Origin of the sequence: Chryseobacterium cheonjiense, assembly GCF_012927265.1 — a bacterium.
Taxonomy (GTDB): domain Bacteria; phylum Bacteroidota; class Bacteroidia; order Flavobacteriales; family Weeksellaceae; genus Chryseobacterium; species Chryseobacterium cheonjiense.
In genome coordinates, this window is record NZ_JABBGF010000001.1 from 1616365 (window position 1) to 1639811 (window position 23447).

At 38.1% G+C, this 23447-nt stretch carries 24 protein-coding genes; 21 read left to right on the forward strand and 3 right to left on the reverse strand.

The features are described 5' to 3' along the window. Positions 1–310: 310 nt before the first annotated feature. Entirely contained in the window at positions 311–625 is a 315-nt protein-coding gene (locus HHL20_RS07260) for a DUF4286 family protein (RefSeq protein ID WP_169230489.1), read from the reverse strand. A gap of 148 nt (positions 626–773) precedes the next feature. On the opposite strand from HHL20_RS07260, the gene gyrA reads away from it, so the two are divergent. After that, entirely contained in the window at positions 774–3353 is a 2580-nt protein-coding gene (gene gyrA, locus HHL20_RS07265) for a DNA gyrase subunit A (RefSeq protein ID WP_169230490.1), read from the forward strand. A gap of 28 nt (positions 3354–3381) precedes the next feature. After that, positions 3382–4416: a tetratricopeptide repeat protein gene (locus HHL20_RS07270; RefSeq protein ID WP_169230491.1), complete on the forward strand. Its 1035-nt coding sequence runs from the start codon at positions 3382–3384 to the stop codon at positions 4414–4416. A 74-nt stretch (positions 4417–4490) separates the two neighbouring features. Here HHL20_RS07270 and pncA read toward each other — a convergent pair whose 3' ends face one another. Then, positions 4491–5096, reverse strand: coding sequence for a bifunctional nicotinamidase/pyrazinamidase (gene pncA / locus HHL20_RS07275; protein WP_169230492.1), 606 nt, complete (start codon positions 5094–5096; stop codon positions 4491–4493). A gap of 148 nt (positions 5097–5244) precedes the next feature. Here pncA and HHL20_RS07280 point away from each other — a divergent pair, with 148 nt between their 5' ends. The 16 genes from HHL20_RS07280 to HHL20_RS07355 all read left to right on the forward strand — a co-directional run bounded on the left by HHL20_RS07280 (position 5245) and on the right by HHL20_RS07355 (position 18763). Further along, a complete protein-coding gene (locus HHL20_RS07280) occupies positions 5245–5781 on the forward strand; it encodes a YfiT family bacillithiol transferase (RefSeq protein ID WP_169230493.1) in 537 nt (178 codons plus the stop codon). Further along, positions 5778–6236 carry a DUF1569 domain-containing protein gene (locus HHL20_RS07285; protein WP_317165967.1) on the forward strand — a complete coding sequence of 153 codons (459 nt, stop codon included), beginning with the start codon at positions 5778–5780 and terminating at the stop codon, positions 6234–6236. The genes HHL20_RS07280 and HHL20_RS07285 overlap by 4 nt, the downstream gene beginning before the upstream one ends. Next, on the forward strand, positions 6233–6610 hold the full coding sequence (gene ytxJ, locus HHL20_RS07290; RefSeq protein WP_169230494.1) for a bacillithiol system redox-active protein YtxJ: 378 nt from the start codon (positions 6233–6235) through the stop codon (positions 6608–6610). Before HHL20_RS07285 ends, ytxJ begins: the two co-directional genes overlap by 4 nt. Continuing rightward, a complete protein-coding gene (locus tag HHL20_RS07295; protein WP_072882874.1) occupies positions 6610–7206 on the forward strand; it encodes a Crp/Fnr family transcriptional regulator in 597 nt (198 codons plus the stop codon). The genes ytxJ and HHL20_RS07295 overlap by 1 nt, the downstream gene beginning before the upstream one ends. Before the next feature lie 454 nt (positions 7207–7660). After that, the gene (locus tag HHL20_RS07300) at positions 7661–8257 is read left to right on the forward strand and encodes a Crp/Fnr family transcriptional regulator (RefSeq protein ID WP_169230495.1); all 597 of its coding nucleotides are present in this window, start codon (positions 7661–7663) and stop codon (positions 8255–8257) included. A 56-nt stretch (positions 8258–8313) separates the two neighbouring features. Then, positions 8314–8928: a Crp/Fnr family transcriptional regulator gene (locus HHL20_RS07305; RefSeq protein ID WP_228463125.1), complete on the forward strand. Its 615-nt coding sequence runs from the start codon at positions 8314–8316 to the stop codon at positions 8926–8928. 216 nt (positions 8929–9144) lie between these two features. Further along, positions 9145–9978: a KGG domain-containing protein gene (locus tag HHL20_RS07310; protein WP_169230496.1), complete on the forward strand. Its 834-nt coding sequence runs from the start codon at positions 9145–9147 to the stop codon at positions 9976–9978. Between the two features lie 77 nt (positions 9979–10055). Continuing rightward, a complete protein-coding gene (locus HHL20_RS07315; RefSeq protein WP_169230497.1) occupies positions 10056–10688 on the forward strand; it encodes a ferritin-like domain-containing protein in 633 nt (210 codons plus the stop codon). A gap of 216 nt (positions 10689–10904) precedes the next feature. After that, a complete protein-coding gene (locus HHL20_RS07320; protein WP_169230498.1) occupies positions 10905–13046 on the forward strand; it encodes a catalase in 2142 nt (713 codons plus the stop codon). Between the two features lie 40 nt (positions 13047–13086). After that, positions 13087–14265, forward strand: coding sequence for a zinc-dependent alcohol dehydrogenase (locus HHL20_RS07325; protein ID WP_169230499.1), 1179 nt, complete (start codon positions 13087–13089; stop codon positions 14263–14265). 34 nt (positions 14266–14299) lie between these two features. Then, on the forward strand, positions 14300–14800 hold the full coding sequence (locus tag HHL20_RS07330; protein WP_169230500.1) for a CinA family protein: 501 nt from the start codon (positions 14300–14302) through the stop codon (positions 14798–14800). A 4-nt stretch (positions 14801–14804) separates the two neighbouring features. Beyond that, positions 14805–15602 carry an SDR family NAD(P)-dependent oxidoreductase gene (locus HHL20_RS07335; RefSeq protein WP_169230501.1) on the forward strand — a complete coding sequence of 266 codons (798 nt, stop codon included), beginning with the start codon at positions 14805–14807 and terminating at the stop codon, positions 15600–15602. 6 nt (positions 15603–15608) lie between these two features. Beyond that, positions 15609–16361, forward strand: coding sequence for an SDR family oxidoreductase (locus HHL20_RS07340; protein ID WP_194306230.1), 753 nt, complete (start codon positions 15609–15611; stop codon positions 16359–16361). Between the two features lie 24 nt (positions 16362–16385). Continuing rightward, the gene (locus HHL20_RS07345; RefSeq protein ID WP_169230502.1) at positions 16386–16550 is read left to right on the forward strand and encodes a hypothetical protein; all 165 of its coding nucleotides are present in this window, start codon (positions 16386–16388) and stop codon (positions 16548–16550) included. Between the two features lie 21 nt (positions 16551–16571). Then, positions 16572–18095 (forward strand): FAD-dependent oxidoreductase, encoded by a 1524-nt coding sequence (locus tag HHL20_RS07350; protein ID WP_169230503.1) that lies wholly within the window; start codon positions 16572–16574, stop codon positions 18093–18095. A gap of 11 nt (positions 18096–18106) precedes the next feature. After that, positions 18107–18763, forward strand: a complete 657-nt coding sequence (locus HHL20_RS07355) for a DUF6766 family protein (RefSeq protein WP_169230504.1) — start codon at positions 18107–18109, stop codon at positions 18761–18763. Positions 18764–18839: 76 nt separating this feature from the next. Here the strand turns inward: HHL20_RS07355 and HHL20_RS07360 are convergent, their stop codons facing one another. Continuing rightward, positions 18840–19349, reverse strand: coding sequence for a pyridoxamine 5'-phosphate oxidase family protein (locus HHL20_RS07360; protein WP_169230505.1), 510 nt, complete (start codon positions 19347–19349; stop codon positions 18840–18842). Between the two features lie 437 nt (positions 19350–19786). Here HHL20_RS07360 and kdsA point away from each other — a divergent pair, with 437 nt between their 5' ends. The 3 genes from kdsA to HHL20_RS07375 are packed head-to-tail and all read left to right on the forward strand — an operon-like array spanning position 19787 to position 23371. Continuing rightward, positions 19787–20596 carry a 3-deoxy-8-phosphooctulonate synthase gene (gene kdsA, locus HHL20_RS07365; RefSeq protein WP_169230506.1) on the forward strand — a complete coding sequence of 270 codons (810 nt, stop codon included), beginning with the start codon at positions 19787–19789 and terminating at the stop codon, positions 20594–20596. Further along, the gene (locus HHL20_RS07370) at positions 20596–21111 is read left to right on the forward strand and encodes a hypothetical protein (protein WP_169230507.1); all 516 of its coding nucleotides are present in this window, start codon (positions 20596–20598) and stop codon (positions 21109–21111) included. The genes kdsA and HHL20_RS07370 overlap by 1 nt, the downstream gene beginning before the upstream one ends. Positions 21112–21151: 40 nt before the next feature. Continuing rightward, positions 21152–23371 carry a TonB-dependent receptor plug domain-containing protein gene (locus HHL20_RS07375; RefSeq protein WP_169230508.1) on the forward strand — a complete coding sequence of 740 codons (2220 nt, stop codon included), beginning with the start codon at positions 21152–21154 and terminating at the stop codon, positions 23369–23371. The last annotated feature ends 76 nt before the right edge of the window (positions 23372–23447 follow it).

The following is a 23447-nucleotide window of genomic DNA, read 5'->3' on the forward strand; positions in this document are numbered from 1 at the left end:
ATTGAAAAAAAATAATAAGCATCGGATTTTCCGGTGCTTTTGCTTTTATATTTAAAATTAAAGTTGATTTTAATTGCAGTACACGAAAGTAGAGACAGATCTTCAAAATAATTTGGCATCCGGCTTGTAAGTTATACATCAATCACAAATACCGTTTTTATGAAAAATTTATCCAAAATGTTATTGGCGCTGGCTCTGTTTGCTGCGGTTTCATCATGTCTGCCAAGACCTCCGGCTCCGCCAAGGCCTCCGGAACCACCGCACAGAAGATAGAAAGAAGCCCGGAAATTTTCCGGGCTTTATTATATATTTACAGTCTTGTTTTCTTAGGATTTAAAAGAGTATTAAAAATCATCACTTCCGTTCCGAATTTTGCTTCTACACGTTCTGCAATATTCTTCAGCTCACTCTGTACAAAATCTTCCCGCAGTTGATCACTGTCAAAAACCAACAAAAGATTGTAATTCTTTCCTTCATCAATATAATCACTATGCACTTCAGAAAGGATGTATTTATTAACGTCCATTAAGTTTTCAGTCATGAGTACCAATGTTTCGTCGATATAATTTTCCCATTCTTCCAGATTGTTTTTCGTACAGTGGAAAGTTATGCTTAATACACTCATATTTTATGATTTTTTTAATATTTTGAGTAAAATTCTACAGCAAAAATCGGCAAATTTTTCGTAAATTAGCCCGTTAATAAAAATTCAAAAAAAATAATTTTCAGACATACAGCTAAGGGTCTGACTGTCATTATAATAAAATTTGTTTATGCAAAAAGAAGGAGAAAGACTGATTCCCATCAACATTGTTGATGAAATGAAGTCGTCTTATATCGATTATTCGATGTCTGTTATTGTTTCAAGGGCGTTACCTGATGTAAGAGACGGCTTAAAACCCGTTCATAGGAGAGTACTTTACGGTATGTATGGATTAGGGGTTTTTTCTAATAGAAAATATTTGAAATCTGCTAGAATTGTTGGAGACGTTTTAGGTAAATACCACCCTCACGGAGATTCTTCTGTATACGATGCAATGGTAAGAATGGCTCAGGACTGGAGCCTACGTTATCCTCAGGTAGACGGCCAGGGTAACTTCGGTTCTATGGACGGAGATCCGCCGGCAGCAATGCGTTACACCGAGGCAAGATTAAAAAAGATTTCTGATGAAGTACTTTCAGACCTGGACAAAGAAACGGTAGATTTCCAGAATAACTTTGACGACAGCTTACAGGAGCCTACAGTTTTACCTTCAAAAATTCCTAACCTTTTAGTAAACGGAACTTCCGGTATTGCAGTGGGGATGGCCACCAATATGGCACCGCACAACTTATCGGAATCTGTAGATGCCATCTGTGCTTATATTGACAACCGGGAAATTACTATTGATGAATTGATGCAGCATATTATTGCTCCGGATTTTCCTACAGGAGGTATCATCTACGGATATGATGGTGTAAGAGATGCTTTCCATACAGGAAGAGGAAGAGTAGTTCTTCGAGCCAAGGTTGCTTTTGAAGAAATTGGGAACAGAAATGCCATTATTGTAAATGAAGTTCCTTATCAGGTAAATAAAGCTGAAATGATTGCCAGAACGGCAGAGCTCGTAAAAGAAGAAAAGATTCCGGGAATCTATGAAATCAGGGACGAATCGGACAGAAGAGGTCTTCGTATTGTATACGAGCTTAAAAATGATGCGATTCCGAATGTCGTTTTAAATCTATTATATAAATATACTTCGCTTCAGACATCTTTCAGTGTTAATAATATTGCTTTGGTACATGGAAGACCGGAACAATTAAACCTGAAAAACATTATCCACCATTTTGTGGAGCACCGTCACGAGGTTATCGTTAGAAGAACCCAATTTGAGCTTAGAAAAGCAAAAGAAAGAGCTCATATTTTGGAAGGTTTCATGAAGGTAATCGGAACGCAGGATTCATTAGATAAAGCCATTTCCATCATCCGTCACTCTGCAAATCCGCAGGGCGCAAAAGAAGGATTAATTGAAGCATTTGAGCTTTCTGAGATCCAGGCTCAGGCCATCCTTGATTTACGTCTTGCCCGCCTTACAGGAATGGAGCTCGACAAAATCCGTGATGAGTACGATGCCATTATGAAAGAAATTGCAGATCTTGAAGATATTTTAGCGAATGAACCTAGAAGATTCCAGATTATTAAAGATGAATTAATAGAGGTAAAAGAAAAATACGGCGACGAAAGAAGAACGGAAATCGACTATTCAGGAGGTGAAATGTCTATTGAAGATATTATCCCGAACGAATCTGTGGTACTTACCATTTCTCACGCCGGATATATCAAGAGAACTTCACTTTCGGAATACAAAATCCAGAGCAGAGGAGGAGTAGGCAACAAAGCCGCAACCACCAGAGATTCCGACTTCCTTGAATATATCGTATCTGCAACCAATCACCAGTACATGCTGTTCTTTACAGAAAAAGGAAGATGCTACTGGCTGAGAGTATTTGAAATTCCTGAAGGATCCAGGACAGCAAAAGGAAGAGCGGTTCAGAATTTGATTAACATCGAACCGGATGATAAAATCAAAGCATACATCAGAACCAATAACCTTAAAGATTCTGAATATGTAAACCAGATGAGTGTAGTAATGGTTACCAAAAACGGTACAATTAAAAAAACATCTCTGGAAGCATATTCAAGACCGAGAGTAAATGGAGTAAATGCTATCGAAATCAGGGATAATGACCAATTGTTGGGTGCTTATTTAACAAACGGTACTTCCCAGATCATGATTGCCACGAAAAATGGTAAATGTATCCGTTTCCCGGAAGAAAAAGTAAGAGAGGTAGGAAGAGGATCTATCGGGGTACGCGGAATTGCCATGGAAGATGATGATGAAGTAATCGGAATGATTGTAGTAAATGATGTAGAAAAAGAAACCGTTCTCGTAGTATCTGAAAAAGGATACGGAAAAAGAACTGCGGTGGAAGACTACAGAATTACCAACAGGGGTGGAAAAGGTGTTATTACCCTGAACATTACAGAGAAAACAGGAAACCTGATTGCTATCCAAAATGTAACGGATGAAGACGGGCTAATGATCATCAACAAGTCCGGAGTTGCCATCAGAATGGGAATGGATGAAATGAGAGTAATGGGAAGAAATACACAGGGTGTACGATTGATCAACCTTAAGAAAAATGATGAAATTGCTGCTATTGCAAAAGTGGCAATGGATAAAGAAGTAGAAGATTCTGAAGAGAATGAAGAAATAGAAGGAACTGTAGCTGATAACCACGAAAACGACACAGAAACTCCGCAGACAGATAATACTGCTGAAGACCATGAGAATTCTGATTCGGAAGAATAAAATTGTATAATTAATATAAATAGTGATTATGAAAAAGCTAATTTTAGGGATGGCTATCGTAGCCTCAGCTTTTGTTTTCGGACAGAAAGGTGACGCGAACGCTCAGCTACAAGAAGCTAACAAAGCAGCAATGGATGCGTATAATGCAAAAAACTATGCTGTGGCAGCTCCTAAGTTTATAGAAGTTTATAACTTACTTAAAACGAATGGGCAGGACAATAAAGTATATATGTATTATGCAGGTCTTAATTATGCTCTGGCAAATGATATTCCTCAGGCTACAAAAATATATACGGATCTCATTAACTCGGGGTACACCGGTGTTGAAACAACGTATACTGCAAAAGATAATAAGACAGGACAGGTTTCCAGCTATGACAAAAATACATGGGAATTATTAAAGAAGACTGCCTCTAAAGACTATTCAGATTTTAAAACTGAACAGACAAAGAGTGTTGAAACTGACCTTTATGAAACTTTAGCTACTCTTTTGCTCAACGACAAAAAAAATGACGAAGCATTAACAATCATTGAAAAAGGACTTGCTAAATTTCCTAATAACGCTAAATTAAAGGAATATCAGGGAACAGCATTGTATGCATCCGGAAAAACTGATAAATTTTTGCAGAATCTTAAGGAGCAGCTTGCTAAAAATCCTAATGATGCTACCAACTGGTACAACCTAGGAGTTCTTCAGTCAAAAAATCCTGAAACGGTGAATGAGGCTATTGCTTCTTTCCAGAAAGCAATTGAACTAAAACCTGATTTTGCTAATGCATATCAGAATCTTGTTTATACCGTAATCGGAGACGATGAAAAAGCAGTAAATGAGATCAATGCACTGAGAAAAACAAAACCGGACGATGCTACCAAACTTATTGAAGCCAGAAAAGAAAGATTCAATAAAGCGGTACCATATGGAGAAAAATGGCTGCAGGCAATGCCTAATGACATTACTGCCGTTCAGACTATGAGAGATATCTACAATACAACTAAAAATACGGCTAAAGCTAACGAAATGAAAGCTAAAGAAGCTGAACTTCAGGCTAAACAGCCAAAGTAATGAGTTTGTAAAATAAAAAACCGAAGCCTTAGCTTCGGTTTTTTTTATGCGTATTTAGATTAATCAATAATTATTTATCCGAGAACAGTAACTCCCTTCTGAATCATGTCGTAAATAGCATCTCTTCCGTTATCAGGCTTTACATTAACAGCTCTTGTGCCGTTAAAATGAAGACAGGTAACGTATCCGCTGTTTACAGCATCAATACAGGTAAATTTCACACAATAATCCATTGCAAGACCTACAATTTCCAACAGTTGAATATCGTGATATTTTAAAAAATCATCCAGTCCCGTTTTCATGAAATGATTATTATCCTGGAAGCCGCTATAACTGTCGATTTCAACATTTTTACCTTTTTGGATAATATGGGTTACCTTATCTCTGTTGAGATCTTTGTGAAATTCTGCACCGAAAGTACCCTGAATACAGTGATCCGGCCACATAAACTGAGGAACACCGTTTAAAATAATACTTTCGCCAACCTTTCTGCCATTGTTGCTGGCGAAACTTTTATGATTGGCAGGATGCCAGTCCTGAGTCAAAACAATCTGGTCATACTCATTTTCTTCCATCAGGGCATTGATGTACGGAATTACCTCATTAGCTCCCGGAACCGCCAGTGCGCCGCCTTCACAAAAATCATTCTGTACATCTACGACTATTAACGCTTTTTTCATATTTAGAATTCTCGAATTTTTGATAAATTTACAAAAACTAATATCAAATAATTATCCAAACCAGATTTATCGGACAAATAGACATTTTTATAAATCCATACAATCCGGTTCCATTAGAATTATATGTAAATTATTAATAAAAAGAAAAATGAACGATATACAACAAAAAAGGTTTCCGATAGGAGTCTTTGAAGAACCCGAAAATATCTGTGACATAAAACTCGATGAGTATATAAAAGTCATCAAAGATTTTCCGGGAAGATTAAAAAGCCTGATTGAAGATTTCTCAGATGACCAACTTGACACCCAATACAGGGAAGGCGGCTGGACCGTACGACAGCTGGTCAATCATATTGCAGACAGTCATATTAACAGTTTTATCCGCTTCAAACTTGCTCTTACGGAAGACAATCCTACGATTAAACCTTATGATGAAGCAAAATGGGCAGAACTTCAGGACAGCCAGAATATGCCGGTTAAACCTGCCATGAGAATGATTAAAGGCACACACCAGAGGTGGACAGCATTATTGAAAAGCATGACCAATAAGCAGTTTGAAAGAACCTTCCATCATCCCGAGCATAATAAAAACTATGATCTCAGACATTGTCTTGCCTTATATGTGTGGCACTGCAATCATCATTTTGCTCATATCGAAAACCTGAAGAAAGATAAAGGCTGGTGAAAAAAAGTCTTCATAATCCTGCGCATTTTGATGAAATTACACAAAGAATCCGTCGGCTGAACCAAAATTCTGTGGCTATCTGGGGAAAAATGGATGTATGCCAGATGATGAGACATTGTAATTATGTGCTGCAGGTCCCCCTTCAAAAAATAGAACTTCCGGAAATTAACCGGCTTTTTGCGATGATAGGAAGAGTAACCAAATGGGAGATTCAGATCTTTAATAACGGAATTCCCAGAAACATGCCTACTTTTCAAAAACTTATTATTAATTTTGATTGTGATTTTGAAGAAGAGAAAGAAAATCTTTTAAAAACGCTTGATGAATACAGAATCTGTTTTGAAAATAATAATCTTCCAGACCATCACGTCCTTTTTGGTACAATGAAAGAAAAAGACTGGGGATTTCTGGAATACAAGCATCTTCATCATCATCTAAAACAATTTAACGTATGAGTTTTTTTGACAAAATATTCGGAGAAAAAGAACAGGGTTCTGAAAAGAATCAAATCTGGAAATACATAGAATCTGAAGAAGATCTTACAAAAGCAATCGAAAGTTCCTTTAGCGGAAAGATTGCCATATTCAAACATTCCACAAGCTGCTTTATCAGCAAAACAGTTCTGAAAAATTTTGAAAAAGAAATCGAAAGTTCAGGCCACAAACCGGAATTATATTTTTTAGATTTGCTGGCCCACAGGTCAATATCAAACAAAATTGCATCGGATCTTGATATAAGGCATGAAAGTCCCCAATTACTGGTGATTGAAAACGGAAAAGTGGTTAATAGCGCTTCACATCAACATATATCAGCAGACCAAATTGTATAATGAAGAATATTAATAATTATTTATCCAAGGTTCTGGATGTTCCTTTAGAAAAGGTAAATCTCTGCAGCCTGCACTACGAAGTAAAGAAAATACCGAAAAATCAGTTTCTTCTTCAGTATGGTGAGATCTGCAGGTATATTTATTTTGTCGAAAAAGGACTGCTTAAAATGTATTCTATCGACAAAAACGGTAAAGAACACATTATACAGTTTGCTCCGGAAAGCTGGCTGATCTCAGACCGCAGCAGCTTATATTTCAACGAAAAATCCGTTTACTATATTGAAGCGGTTGAAGATTCGGAAGTGCTTCTCCTTCATCCTGACTTTATCAATAAGCTTATCGGTGAATTTCCGAACAGTCTTGAGAAAAGCGATATTCTTCTTCAGAAACATATAAAAAGTCTGCAGGACAGAATCAATTCTTTACTGGGTGAGACCGCAGAAGAACGGTATATGAAATTTATTAAAATGTATCCGGATCTTCTGATGAGAGTTCCTCAATGGATGATTGCTTCCTATCTTGGGATCACACCCGAAAGTCTTAGCCGGGTACGCAAGGAACTTGCAAGGAAAAATTTTGTTCCTGACAGTAAATAACTATATAACTGTTATTTTCGCCAACCATTATTGAGAATCCTGGTCGTATGATCAGGATCATACATTTTTATTTTCATATGAATTATATTTGTTGATCACAACACCAAATATAAATATTATGAAATTGCCTTATTGCAACACATTGCATTCTGCAGTACTACAAAGCAGATCTTTATTAATCGCACGTCATTTTAAATGATATCTTAAAGTCAACTGCATATAGTTGATCTTTCCTATACCTCTGATAAAAAACATACCCGTTTATTAGTTAGCGGGAATTTTTTATTATGAATCCAATATATTTAATGTTTTTTGTTTATTTCAATGGGAATACATGATTTAATACACAATTAATATATAAGTATCAACAAGGAGCAATCTGCATCCGTAAAAATAAACTTACCAATTATATTACTAGGAATGCTATTATTTAACTCATTTAAAAACGCCTAATATGGTTATTAGAGAAGAAATTCTGCATTCAGTAGGAGCTATCACAAGACATTACCAGCCTTCCGAGATTATTTTTAATGAAGGCGATATACCCAAATATTATTACCAAATCGCATCGGGTGAAGCAAAACTCAATAATTACACGGATGACGGTAAAGAAATCATACAAACACTTCTGGAAGAAGGGCAGAGTATAGGAGAATCATTGCTTTTTCTGGATAAAGTATATCCCATAAGCGCCGTAGCCATTACAAAATGTTCTGTATTGAGGCTTCCTAAAAGCATTTTTTTAGATCTTATAAAGCTGTATCCTGAGATTTCTTTTAATATGAATAAAACAATTTCTCAGAAGCTTTATTTTAAGCTGATTATGTCGCAGAACCTTTCATCGCAGAATCCGATGGCAAAGCTCAAAGTACTTATGGATTATCTGAAAAGCTTCCAGAAGGAACAGTCACCGTACTCTTTCAGAATTCCCCTTACAAGGCAGCAGATGGCAAGCCTTACCGGTCTTTGTGTAGAAACTGCAATCAGGACCATAAAAATGATGGAAAGAGATAAAATTGTAAAAATTAAAGACCGTAAAATTTTGTATTAAACTTGTTTTGTTATCAATTTTTTACGATATTTTCCTTAAAAAAATAACTGTAAAAAATGAAAACGATCAGCTGCATGAATATTGAACCCGATATTCTTTACTCATACGGAGGCGAAATAAAACTTTACAAACAACACGATGTCATTTACAGAGAAGGAGACCATGCGACGTTTTATTATCAGATCGTAAAAGGAAAAATAAAACTGAACAGTTATAACGAGGAAGGCAAAGAATTCATTCACAACATCATCGGTGAAAAACAAAGCTTCGGTGATGCTATGATTTTCGTGGAAAAATTTTATGTAATGAATGCCATATGTCTTTCCGACACTGAAATCATAAAACTGCCAAAAAACAGATTTATTGAGCTTCTCAAAAACAATCCGGAAATATCGCTTGAAATGAACGCATGCCTGTCACAGCGCTTATATTTTAAAGCCATTATGCTGCAGAGCATGTCTTCACAAAATCCTATTGTCCGTCTCGAAGGATTACTGAACTACCTGAAAAGTTACCACGAAGGAGATTGTGCTCACAGCTTTGCTGTTGAGCTTACCCGACAGCAGATTGCCAATCTTACGGGACTCCGCGTAGAAACAGTGATCAGAACCCTGAAAAAAATGGAACATCAGGGTAAACTTAAAATAAAAGAGCGGAAAATTTTATATTAATCCCTTTTAACATGACTTGAGTCATAAAATTGTGAATTATTCTAACGTACATTTGAGTTAATTAATTCATCCATATTTCCTAAAACCTCCCAGACGAGGTACGTATAAAGCTCTTTAGCTTTTATGTTCATGCAAATTAACCAAAAACCCATTGCTGTCTAATACTAGTCACGGCCGGCAATACCATCACTTAATATTAATAAAAAAAATTCAGTTATGAACACTAGAAATTCAAGAAATCGTAGAGGAAACTCCGATTCATCAAGCAATCTCGAAGAAATTTATCAATTAGGGTATGACCACGGTTATAACGATGCGTCCCAGGACGAAGAATACGATGATGATTTCTCGGAGTATGAAGATTACTTTGACGAAGATTATGATGATGAAGACGAAGATTACGACGATGATGATTATGATGAAGATTACGATGATGAAGATTATGACGATGACGACTACGATGATGATGACGACGATAATAGAGGCAGAGGCAGAGGAAGATCAGGAAACGGAAACCAGCAGAGAGACAGCCAGGGAAGATTTACTTCCGGAGGCGGAAGAGGCGGTTCCCGTGGAGGATCAGGACGTGGTTCTGGTTCTGGTTCAGGATCAAGTTCTGGAAGAGGCAGAAATTCCGGCGGGTCGGGTAGGTCTGGCTCAGGATCAGGAGGAAGAGGCAGATCTTCAAATTCATCAAATTCAAATAGTGACAATTATGATCACAGACATGATAATCCTGGAAGACCAAGAGGAAGCAGAAACGGTGGCGGAAGATCTTCAGGATCTGGTTCAGGTTCCGGCTCAAATTCAGGAAGATCAGGATCGGGATCCGGTAGCGGCAGAGGCGGCTCAAGATCAGGAAATAATAGCGGTTCAGGTCGAGGTTCCAATTCAGGTTCTGGCAACGGATCATCAAGAAGAGGTTTTGCTTCAATGAGTAAGGCAGAACGTACGAGAATTGCTCGTATGGGCGGACAGGCCTCTCACGGTGGCGGAAGATCTTCAGGTTCGGGCAGATCTGGATTTGGAGGCAGACGTAATAATTCATAATTCTTTTTCCATGATTACCTCTTTATTAATATTTTAAAGGGGTAATCTTTTTAAAAATCAAACACCAATTTCACATTATGGCAACAAAATCATTAGATAATAAAGATAACGGTACTTCAGGTACAGATACTTCATCAGCATCCGCTACAGGAGCTGCCGGATCAAAAAAATTGGCTTCGGTAGACAATGCTACCGTAGATAAAAATGAAATGAACAGCTCACCTTTACACAAATTTTTTGTTTCTGCACTTAAAGATGTGTACTACGCAGAGAATGCAATTATTGAAGCGCTGGGCAAAATGCAGGAAGCTGCTACTACCGATGAACTGAAAGAAGCATTCGAAGACCATCAGTTACTGACTCAGAAACATGTAAGCAGGCTTGAAAAGGTTTTCAAACTCATTAATGAAACGCCTGAGAAAAAAGAATGCAAAGCCATTAAAGGGATCATTGAAGAAGGTGAAGAAATCATCAAGTCTACAGAAGAAGGTTCTATGACCCGTGATGCCGCTTTAATCATCGCTGCACAAAAAGTAGAGCATTACGAAATTGCAACGTATGGAGGTCTCGCCCAGCTGGCTATTACTATGGGACACGATAAAGCAGCCGATCTTCTCGAAAAAACGTTACAGGAAGAAGAAGATACAGATTATGAACTTACAGAAATTGCTGAAACTTACATCAATTTTGATGCGGAACAGGAAGATTAACTAAAAAATATAAAGCCATATAGAGCTTCTATGTGGCTTTTTTTAAATAAAAAAATATTAAATGATTTAAATTTTATTATCTGTGAACAGCAATGTTTATAAAATGACAACAATATATACCGGAAACCGCAAAAAGGCCTTAAAGTTGTTATAAAAGAGTAGCGGATTACCCGTTTCTCACAAACTTAGAACACCAATCACAAAATATAAAGAATTATGAAAGACAACACATCAGACAATGAAAAGCTAAACCAGCTGGAATCTCATATGAATTCCAACGAAAACGAAAAATTAACGAGCAATCAGGGACTGAAAATCAATAACGATCAGGACTCCCTTAAAGCAGGCGACAGAGGTCCTACTTTACTTGAAGATTTCTTTTTCAGAGAAAAAATCACACACTTCGACCACGAAAGAATTCCGGAAAGAGTAGTTCATGCCCGTGGATCCGGGGCACATGGCGTATTTAAACTAAACAAAAGTCTTGCAGAATATACAAGAGCCAACTTCTTGTCCGAAGTAGGTAAAGAAACGCCTGTTTTTGTAAGATTTTCAACGGTTGCAGGCAACAGGGGAAGTACAGATCTTGCAAGAGATGTCAGAGGCTTTTCTGTAAAATTCTATACAGATGAAGGAAATTATGATCTCGTGGCGAATAATATTCCTGTTTTCTTCATTCAGGATGCTATTAAATTTCCGGATCTTGTACACGCCGTAAAACCTGAACCTCACAATGAAATACCGCAGGCACAATCTGCACACGATACCTTCTGGGACTTTATTTCTTTAATGCCTGAAAGTACACATATGATCATGTGGCTTATGAGCGATAGAGCAATCCCGCGAAGCTACAGAATGATGGAAGGATTTGGGGTACATTCCTTTAAATTAATCAATGATGAAGGAAGAGCACATTTCGTAAAATTCCATTTTAAACCAAAATTAGGAGTACACTCTGTGGCATGGGACGAAGCACAGAGAATTTCCGGAGTAGATCCTGATTTCCACAAAAGAGATCTTTGGGAATCTATTGAAAACGGACTTTTCCCGGAATGGGATTTCGGGGTACAGCTGATTCCTGAAGAAGATGAATTTAAATATGATTTTGATCTTCTTGATCCTACCAAAATAGTTCCTGAAGAAGAAGTACCTGTACAGCTCATCGGAACATTAACACTCAATAAAAACCCCGAAAACTTTTTTGCCGAAACAGAGCAGGTGGCATTCCACCCCGGCCATATCGTTCCGGGAATTGATTTTACCAATGATCCGCTTCTGCAGGGAAGATTATTTTCCTATACAGATACCCAGCTTATAAGATTAGGCGGTCCGAACTTTCACGAGATTCCTATCAACAGATCAGTAAAAAAAGTCCACAATAACCAGAGAGACGGCTATATGAGACAGCAGATCGATCAAGGCAAGGTAAGCTATGAGCCGAATTCCATTGGAGGAGGATGCCCATTTCAGGCTATGATGAAAGACGGAGGGTACGTATCTCACGGCTCAAGAGTTTCGGGAGAAAGGGTACGAGAAAGAAGCCAAAGTTTTGTAGATCATTATTCACAAGCCAAATTATTCTACAACAGCCAGTCTGCACCGGAAAAAAGGCACCTTGAAAATGCGCTAATATTTGAACTTTCAAAAGTAACAATTCCGGCAATCAGAGAAAGAATGGTAGGTCAGCTTGCTTTTGTAGATAAAAAGCTTGCGGCAAAAGTTGCAGCAAAAGTAGGTGTGGAAGTGAAAGAACTTAATTTCCCTAACCAAAGCATTCCGGCAGATGTAGATCCTTCTACATTACAAAGCGAAGAAAGAGAGCCTACCACTAAAATTTCTGAAGCATTAAGCATGCAGAATACCATTAAAAATACCATCATGGGCAGAAAGATCGGCTTCATCATGGGAAATGGAGCAGATGCAGCTGCAATCAACGATTTAAAAACAAAATTGGAGGGAGAAAATGCCGTGGTAGAGATCATCGGTACAAGCATGGCTCCCGTAAAAGTAAATGACGGATCATCGCTTATTCCTAAACATTCTATAACAAGCAATTCAAGCGTTTCCTTTGATGCTCTTTACATTGCGGCAGGAGAAAATTCTACCAAAGAATTACTGACTCCCGAAAATAAACAGCCTGCTCTGAATTATATCAACGAAGCATACAAGCACTGTAAGGCGATTTATTTCGGAGAAGGAACAGAACCTCTTTATATGAACAGCAATATCAGCATGAAAGATCATATCGATCCTGCTATTGTCATCGCTGAAGATGAGAATCCATCGGATAAATTCATTACAGCCATTGCCAATCACAGAGTCTGGGATCTTGAAATAGAAAGAAATGCCCAAAAATAAATATTCATAAAATCACCTTCACACCACTAAATATTAAATTATGAAAGCAGCAGTTATTCACGGACCGGGCCTTATCAAATGTGATACAGTAGACGATCCGATAATTAAAGATTCGAGAGATGTTATTCTAAAAGTTACTTCAACGGCCATCTGCGGAAGTGATCTTCATATGTATTCCGGAGGAATTCCCCAGGCAAGACCAATGGTTATGGGACATGAATTCATGGGAATCGTAGAAGAAGTAGGACAGCACATCACCAATCTTAAAGTGGGAGACAGAGTGGTTGTTCCATTTCCTGTTTCCTGCGGAAGCTGCTATTTCTGTCAGCACGATCTTCCTACAGCCTGTGAGCACAGCAACCCTGAGCATTACGGACCTGAGGGCGGAATTGTTACCGACAAAGGCGGTGCACTATTCGGATATTCAGATTTATATGGAGGATATGATGGAGGACAGGCACAATATGTAAGAGTTCCTTATGCTCATTTTGGACCTAGAAAAGTTCCGGATAATCTTACCGATGAACAGGTTCTTTTTCTTACCGACATTTTTCCTACCGGATATACCGGAGTAATGTGGGGCGAGCTAAAAGGAGGCGAAACGGTAGCAATCTTTGGCGCAGGACCTGTAGGTTCTATGTCGGCAAAATCAGCTATTCTGCACAATGCAAAAAAAGTAATTGTAATCGATACCCAGCAGTACAGGCTGGATCAGATCAAAAATCTTACGGGCTGCGATACCATTTTATGGGAAGATGGTCAGAGTGTTATAGACCAGATTCGTGATATGACAGATGGAAGAGGTGCTGATCTCTGCATTGAAGCTGTGGGCTTTGAACCGGACAGAAACCTGCTGGACCGTGCAAAAGCGGTCATCAATTTCGAAAAAGGTTCTATTAAGGTGCTGGAAGCCTGTATGAGTGCAGTAAGAAGGGGAGGAATTGTTTCTATCCTGGGCGTCTATCCGGTAAATTATGATAATTTCAAACTTGGACAGATTTTTGATAAAGGTATTACTATAAAGGCCGGCCAGTGCAACGTTCATACCATCATTGATGAATTAATGGACCATGTACAGAGCGGCAGAGTAAAACTGGATGACATTATTACTCACCGTCTTTCCCTCGAGGATGTTTCTAAAGGATATGAAATCTTTGATAAAAAGCAGGACGGATGCGTAAAAGTTGTCCTTGATCCATGGAAGCCCTCTGGTTTCTAAACAAATACACACTAACACACTAAATATTAGAATTATGGAATTTCAAAAAAATCTTCTGGAGTACATCAGCCAGTCTTTAATGACTACTGATGAGACTATTTCAGTAGCAGAAAGCGTTACTTCAGGCTGTTTACAGCTGGCTTTCTCTCAGATGCCGAATGCCTCAATGTTTTATAAAGGCGGACTTACAGCCTATACATTGCAGGAAAAAGTAAAATTATTAAATGTTGATGCGCACGAAGCGGAAGAATGCGATTGCGTTTCAGAAAATATAGCAGAAACAATGGCCCTGAATGTTGCAAAACTTTACGAATCCGACTGGTCAATTGCAACCACAGGCTACTGTACACCCATCCGCAATTCTTCATACAAAATTTTTGCATTCTTTTCATTCTCTTATAAAGGAGAGATTGTTTTAACCAAAAAGCTTGAACTCCATCCTAAAACACAGGCTTTAAATGCCCAGCTGTATTATACAGAATTTATTTTAGGGTGCTTTAAAAGCGAGATCAATCAGTTACTAATCCTAAAGTAAGATAATGAATAAAAAAAATGAATATGCGCTGGTTACGGGAGCAACCAGCGGGATCGGCTATGAGCTTGCAAAACAGTTTGCAAAGAACGGATACGATCTTGTAATGGTCGCCCGCAATCATGACGACCTGAAAAAAAAGGCAGATGAATTCAAAAGCTATGGGGTCAATGTGATTACCATTGCTAAAAATCTATTTATTGAAGAAGATGCGTACTCATTATATTCCGAATTGAAATTAAACGGTATCAGTCCGTCAATTTTAGTGAATGATGCAGGACAGGGCATTTACGGGAAATTCCAGGATACGGATATCCATAGGGAAGTAGATGTTGTGAATCTGAATATAGTTTCCGTACTTATTCTTACCAAAATGTTTTTGAAAGACCGCTTACCAAAGGGATCAGGAAAAATTCTCAATCTTGCGTCCATTGCAAGTAAAGCGCCCGGTCCATGGCATTCGGTGTATCACGGAACGAAAGCATTTATTCTCTCCTGGTCGGAAGCTATCAGGGAAGAACTTAAAGATACGGGAATAACCGTTACAGCACTTTTACCAGGACCTACCGATACGGATTTCTTCAACAAAGCAGATATGAATGAAAGTAAAATTCTGGAAGACAGAGACAATCTTGCATCACCGGAAGAAGTGGCCATTGATGGTTTTAACGCTTTAATGAATGGTGACGATAAAGTAGTCTCAGGATTAAAAAATAAACTGACCGTAGCCATGTCTAATATTGCTACAGACAGTATGGCTGCCCATCGAATGGCAGAAATGCAAAAACCGGTAAATGAAAAGTAGATTATTATGGGGAACTTAAAATTAGAAAATAAAAAAGTACTGATTACAGGAGCAGACAGTGGAATCGGTAAGGCAGTAGCTTTACTTTTTGCAAAAGAAGGAGCAGATATCGCCATTATTTATTATTCCGATGACAAAGATGCGGAAGAGGTAAAAGCAGAAATAGAAAGCCTGGGAAGAAAAGCTTCTATCCATAAGGGAGATGTTAATGACACTCAGTTTTGTGAAAAAACAACCCAAAAAGTAGTTTCAGAATTCGGAGGCATTGATATCCTGGTTAATAATGCAGGAACACAGGTTCCGGCAGATGATATTACTGATTTGGAGGAGGAAAATATCAGAACAACGTTCAATTCCAATATTATAGGAATGATTCTTCTCACCAAAATCGTTTTTCCTCATCTGAAACAAGGCAGTTCCATTATTAATACGACATCAGCAGTAGCTTATCAGGGACATGAACAATTGTTGGATTACTCGGCTACAAAAGGAGCAATTGTCTCTTTCACGCGTTCACTCGCTTTGCAGTCCAAACCAAAAGGCATTCGTGTTAATGCCGTAGCACCGGGGCCTGTAGCAACACCACTTACCAAAGAAACTTTTGGCGAAGAAGATGATGATCCGAACAAGCCGCCTTTCGAAAGAAATGCAACGCCGGAAGAAGTAGCGACCAGCTTTCTTTTCCTTGCCAGCGATGATGCAGCACAGATTACCGGTCAGGTACTTCACCCTAACGGTGGCATCGTAGTTAACGGGTAACGATAAAAAAAACAATAATAATTTATGAAAATTACAGCTTTATTGCTTGGAATCATCGGTCTTTTCGCCATTTCATCATGCAGATGTGATTTTGACGAAGACGAGCCTAAAAACAAGTATGACGGAAACAAATCCGACACCCATAAAAACAAAAGCAGTGCAGAAAATGATGCGCTGCGGATACAATAAGTTTAACTAAAATTCTAAGACATGCACAGAGACGGGGCAAGAAAAAGTATATGGCAGGAAGAAATAAGAAAATTTTCCTCGGAAGCCGACCTTCATCAACTCTATGATGTTGCTGTAGTGGGTGGAGGAATTACCGGTATTTCAACCGCTTTAAAACTGCAGCAGGCCGGAAAAAGATGTATTCTCCTGGAAGCTGCCAATATCGGTTTCGGAACAACCGGCGGAACAACCGCACATCTTAATGATTTTTTTGATACGACCTCTAATAAGGCCATCAGTGACTTCGGACAGGATAATGCGCAACTGTTTGCAGATACAGGTCAGGAAGCCATACAAATTATAGAAAACAACATACAGCAATATGGAATCGACTGCGATTTCGAGAAAAAAACCGCTTACCTTTTTGCACTCGATGAAAAACAGCAGAAAGAACTTAAAGATATCGTAGACGGAGCGGAAAAAGTAGGACATAAAATGACCTTTACAGATGAAATTCCTTTTCCGATACCATTTAAAGAAGCTGTGACTATTCCTGATCAGGCGCAGTTTCACCCGGTAAAATATATCAAAGGACTTTGTGAAGCGTTCATCAGCTTAGGCGGAGTTATTCAGGAAGAATGCCGTTGTGAAAGCCATGATGAGCAGGAAAATTATGTAGCTTTAGAAACATCACAAGGAGAAATTAAAGCTAAAAATGTAGTGTATGCCACTCATATTCCTCCGGGGCTCAGTGTTCTTCACATTACCAATGCACCTTACAGAAGCTATGCGATTGCCTTCAGTCTGAAAAGTGGAAACTACCCAAAAGATCTCGGATATGACCTTCTTGATCCTTACCATTATTACAGAACCCAGGAAATTGACGGTCAGACCCTTCTTATCGCAGGAGGTGAAGACCATAAAACGGGGCATGAAGAAGATACGGGAGAATGTTTTTCACGGCTGGAAAACTATGTCAGGAAATATTTCGATGTAGAGACGGCTTATTACAGCTGGTCAAGCCAGTATTACGAGCCGGTGGATGGATTTCCGTATATCGGAAAACTTCCGGGGAGCAGCGGTAAAATTTTCACTGCAACAGGATTCAGAGGAAACGGAATGATATTCGGAACGATTTCCTCGCAGGTTTTATCAGATCTTATTATTACGGGAAGCAGTAAATATGAAAATATTTTCAGTCCGTCAAGAATAAAACCGATTGCAGGCTTCGCTGATTTTGTAAAAGAAAACGCCGTGGTTGCCTATGATTTTATTAAGGACAAGCTTTTTGCTGAAAAGATCAATTCGCTTACACAAGTAAAAGAAGGTGAGGCAAAAGTTGTGAAATATGAAGGTGAATCATACGCTTTATACAAAGAAACCAATGGCAAAATACATCTGGTAAAAAGTACATGTCCTCATGCGAAATGTGAAGTTCGGTGGAATAGTGCAGAGCTTAGCTGGGATTGCCCATGTCATGGCTCCAGATTTAATATTAACGGAAAACTTCTGACGGGACCTACCGTAAAAGATCTTCCGCGTGTAGATACTGATTCTGAAATTTAATCGAAGGTATTATGTCTAAAAAAGGTTTTTTATATCAGAACAGCTTAAGCATCGTTTTGATTATATTTATGATTTTATGTCTTGCCTCACAGTTCTTCACAGGTTGGAAAACTGATAATAAAGAACTTGTGGAAAATGGCAGTGCTGCATTAAGTCTCGGACAATATATTCACAGCGGCCATTTTATCCAGGCAACATTTGAAAATTGGGAAAGTGAATTTCTGCAGATGATGCTGTATGTTTTGCTTACGGTATCATTACGACAGAAAGGTTCCAGCGAATCAAAATCCCTTGAAGGAGATGAAGATGTAGATAAAGATCCTGTTCCTCATGCTGATGCACCGTGGCCGGTTAAAAAGGGCGGCATCTGGCTGAAGATCTATAAACACTCTTTATCGCTGGCTTTTGCGCTGCTGTTTATCATCAGTTTTTCGCTTCACTTTTACGGAAGCCTGAAGGATTATAATGAAGAGCAGATCTCAAAAGAAAAACCTACGATTACTGCAACAGAATATATCACCGAATCACGTTTCTGGTTTGAATCTTTCCAGAACTGGCAAAGCGAATTTCTCGCAGTAGCCTCTCTGGTAATTCTCTCCATATGGCTTCGGGAAAAAGGTTCTCCGGAATCCAAACCGGTAGATATGCCTCATAATGAAACACCTTAGTTTCCTCAATTCGGATTAAAAAAAGGGCTGCATCACAAGATACAGTCCTTTTATTTTTTTTATAACTGAATTTAAGTTAAACTTGTGCTTTTCCCTCGACACCGTCGGAATTATCAGTGGTGTTTCCCGTAACGGCTGCCGTAACAAAATTAACAAGGCTTACCAGCTTACCTACTTTGGTATCCCAATAGTAAGATTCTGTAGGTTCTACACGGATGATGGAAACATTCGGATCATCTTTACCATCCTCAAACCAAGCCTTTGCCATTGGTGACCATTTATCTTCAATCGTTGAACGGTCTTTATAAATAGTAGCATCACCGAATACCGAAAGATACTGATAGTCGCCATTGTTCATAAAGAACAGCTGAACTCTTTTATCGTCTTTAATTTCAAAATTCTTGTTGCTTGTATCACTGCTGATGAACCATAGATTTCCTTCATCATCTGTTTCCTGCAACGTCATTGGTCTTGAATTGATCGGAAGCGTCTGCAATTCTGTGCAGAACATACAGATTTTTGAGCTTTCTGATAAATCTTTGATTTTTTTAACAGCGTCCTGGTGTGTTAGATTTTCTGTTGACATAATTTAATATTTTAGTGATTTGATAAATAAAAATTACTGTTTACTATTCAAAAATCCGACCATAGTGAACCGCCGATCCAAAAATTGTAAACAATCAGTTTGTTTACACTAACTTAAATATAACATTCAGTTATGCTTTGATGAGAAAGCCAGTATAAGCTTAATTAAAGCGTTAATCAACGATCCACTAGTGCAATTCCAAGCTTTAAATATTAATGAATAGTTTTATGATATAAAAAGATGCAGGAGTTTTATAAAAAACGTACGTATGTTTCAGTCAAAAGATGCGCACGTTTTAGTGAAAAGATACGGACGATTTACCAGATCGTTTTAAATGCCGTTTTTCATCAGTAAAAAGGACTTCAGCATTTACCATAAATAATTTCTGATTCTGAAACTTTCTCAGTATTTTTACTGAACTTTTAATTTTAAAGAAAATGATTCAATACTTAGATAATATTCATCACAAAGATTCCAAAAACTTTTTTCTCATCGCAGGTCCTTGTATTATTGAAGGCGAAGATATGGCGCTTAAGATTGCCGAAAAAGTAGTAGAACTTACGAATAAATACAATATTCCGTACATTTTTAAAGGAAGCTTTAAAAAGGCCAACCGAAGCAGGGTAGATTCTTTCACGACCATCGGGGAAGAAAAATCACTTGAAATTCTTAAAAAAGTAGGGGAGACTTTCAACATTCCGACGACAACGGATATTCATGAAAATGAACATGCTGCATTAGCTGCACAATATGTAGATGTACTGCAGATTCCTGCATTCCTGGTTCGCCAGACCGATCTTTTGGTTGCTGCAGCAGAAACCGGAAAATGTGTGACCCTAAAAAAAGGACAGTTTCTTTCACCGGAATCCATGAAGTTTGCAGTTCAGAAAATTACAGATTCTCATAATCAGAAAGTCGCGATCATCGAGAGAGGAAATTCATTCGGATATACTGATCTCATCGTTGATTACAGAGGAATCCCGACCATGAGAAACTATGCTCCCGTTATTCTTGACGTAACGCATTCTTTACAGCAGCCAAACCAAAGCTCAGGAGTTACGGGAGGCCGTCCCGATCTTATTGAAACAGTAGCCAAAGCCGGAATTGCCGTAGGTGCAGACGGGATTTTCATCGAAACGCATCCAACACCGGAGACTGCATTGTCAGATGGAGCCAATATGCTGAGACTTGATCTTCTTGAAGATCTATTACAAAAATTAACAAGGGTAAGAGAAGCAATTTTATAATGAAAAAACTTTTAATAACAGTAGCGCTGTCCGTTTCAGCCATTTTTTATTCGCAAAAAAAAGATTCTTTACAATTTTCCTTACCGGAAAAATATAATCTTCACTTAGAAGAAAAGCAGGAAAATGATCAGATGATCATGATGGAATATATTCCTAAAGGTCAAAACTGGGATAATTACGATATTATTGTAACTAAAATAGTTAGTAAAAATTTAGCAAAAATACCATTGCAGACTTTTTTCGATAACAATAAAAAACTCCTTCAGTCGAAGACCAAAAATCTTAGAATTAAAGAATTATCCAGAAATAAAAATGGCGAGCGGGAATATATTCTTTTTACAGCGGAAGCCGATTCTTATGTAGATTCGCAAACTACCGAATCTCAGATACAATATTATACAAAAGGTGAAAATGATGTATTCATGTGTATTGCCGCAATAAAAGAAAAGAATTTACCTAAAGAACTTGTAGAAGAATGGTCAAAAGTTTTTCTGCAAAGTCAAATTATAAAATAAAAGTTATAACTTAACCGTTTGAAATTTTAAAACATTTCTTTTGAAAAAACTAGTTTTACCCTTGAGCCTTATGGTTCCTGCATTAGTATTCTCCCAGGTAAGAAAAAAGAAGGATACGATGAAAACCGCCAATATTGAAGAAGTGGTGTTTCAGAAAAAAGTGACAGGAAGAACCAATGATCTTACCACTGTGAAAATTTCGGCTAAAGATGCCCAGAATGTTGCGAGTATTTCCGGAGGTATTGAAGGAATTATCAAAACATTACCCTCTGTAAACTCCAATACAGAGCTTTCTTCACAGTATATGGTTCGTGGCGGAAACTACGACGAAAACCTGATTTACATCAATGATATTGAAATTTACAGACCTTTCCTGATTAGAAATTCACAGCAGGAAGGATTGAGTATCATTAATCCGGATATGGTTTCTACAGTAAACTTCTCTGCCGGTGGTTTTGAACCGAGATACGGCGATAAAATGTCTTCAGCATTAAATATTTACTATCGTGAACCTGAAAAGTTTGAACTTTCGGGAGAAGGAAGTTTAATCGGCGGAAGACTTACTGCAGGTTTTGCGGCAGGAAAAGATAAAGAAGACAACAGAAAATTCACGGCATTATTTTCAGGAAGATACAGAAATACAAACCTTGTTCTCAATACGTTAAAAGAAGATACCGACTTCAACCCGAAGTATATGGATTTTCAGACCTATCTGAATTACCATTTCAGCCCGAAATTAACACTGTCATTCATTGGGTTCTATTCTAACAATGACTACGAGATGATTCCTAAAGAAAGGGAAGTGGATTTCGGAAGCCTTCAGCAGCCTCTTAAACTGAACGTAGCTTACGGAGGAAGGGAAGATGATAAGTATAAAAATATGATGGGTACCGCATCTCTTAATTTTAAACCTTCTGATAAATGGAGGTTTACCCTTGATGCCTTTGCTTATCAAAACCGTGAAAGAGAATATTACAGCATCGCTTCTGCATATATATTGCAGACTTTTGATCCGGTAACCGGAGATCCGGTAACATCATACGATGCAGGCGGACAAATTGAGCATGCACGAAACGATTTGTTTGTAAAAACATACGGTGCTCAATTTAGAACCCGATTTTCACCAAATGTAAATACGGATATTGAAGTAGGATTTAAATATGAAAAAGAAAACCTTAAAGACCTTACCAACGAATGGAGACTGGTAGATTCTGCGGGGTACAGTCTTCCTCATGAAGCGTTTATTGATCCCAGAAATGCGGGAGACCTGAATCTGATGTATAATATTGCAGGCAATAATCATATACAGCCTACAAGAATGTCTGCTTATGCTCAATATTCTCAGAAATTTTTCTGGGGCACCAATAAAGTTTTTGTAAATGCCGGAGCAAGGGTTGCCCACTGGAGCTTTAATAACGAAACCATATTTTCACCAAGAGCTCAGTTTGCCGTTAAACCGGATTGGGATACGGATATGTTGTTTAGACTTTCGGGAGGAATCTATTATCAGGCACCTTTCTATAAAGAAATAAAAGACCTTGAAGGAAATTTCAATTCTTCCATACAATCTCAAAGATCCATACAGGCTATTTTGGCCAACGACTTTGAATTTTACATGTATGACAGGCCATTTAAGCTGACAACAGAACTTTATTATAAAAAAATGAATGACCTGATTCCGTATTATATGGATAACGTAAGAATACGGTATACAGGAAAAAATAACGCTTCAGGATATTCCTACGGAATCGACACAAGGCTTTTCGGGGAATTTGTTCCTGGAGTTGATTCATGGCTTTCTGCGAGTTATGCAAGGGTATATGAAAATATCGACGGGAAAGGGGATATTCCGAGGCCGACAGACCAGCGATTCAGGTTTGCAATGTTTTATCAGGATTATATGCCGAGATTTCCGGCAATGCGCGTCAACCTGACCTTAGTGTATGCTTTGGGATTACCGACGGGAGCTCCTGTGTTTACGGACCCTTATCAATATCAAAAAACTTTACCTTCTTACAAAAGGGTAGATCTTGGACTTTCATACGCATTTATTGATCCTAAAGAAAAGAAAAATACCTACGGATTCTGGGAAAATTTTGAGGAGCTGACACTTGGTGTTCAGGTGTTCAATGCTTTTAATATCAGAAACACCGTCTCGAACCAGTGGATTACTGATGCCAACACCAATTTCATGTATCCGGTTCCGGTACGGCTTACAGGCAGATTCTTCAACGTAAAGCTTGAATTTAGAATCAAATAAAAAATGATAAATAAAGAACTTCTGAATTTCAGAGGTTCTTTTTTCTTAATTCTATAACAAACCTTACAAAATTTTA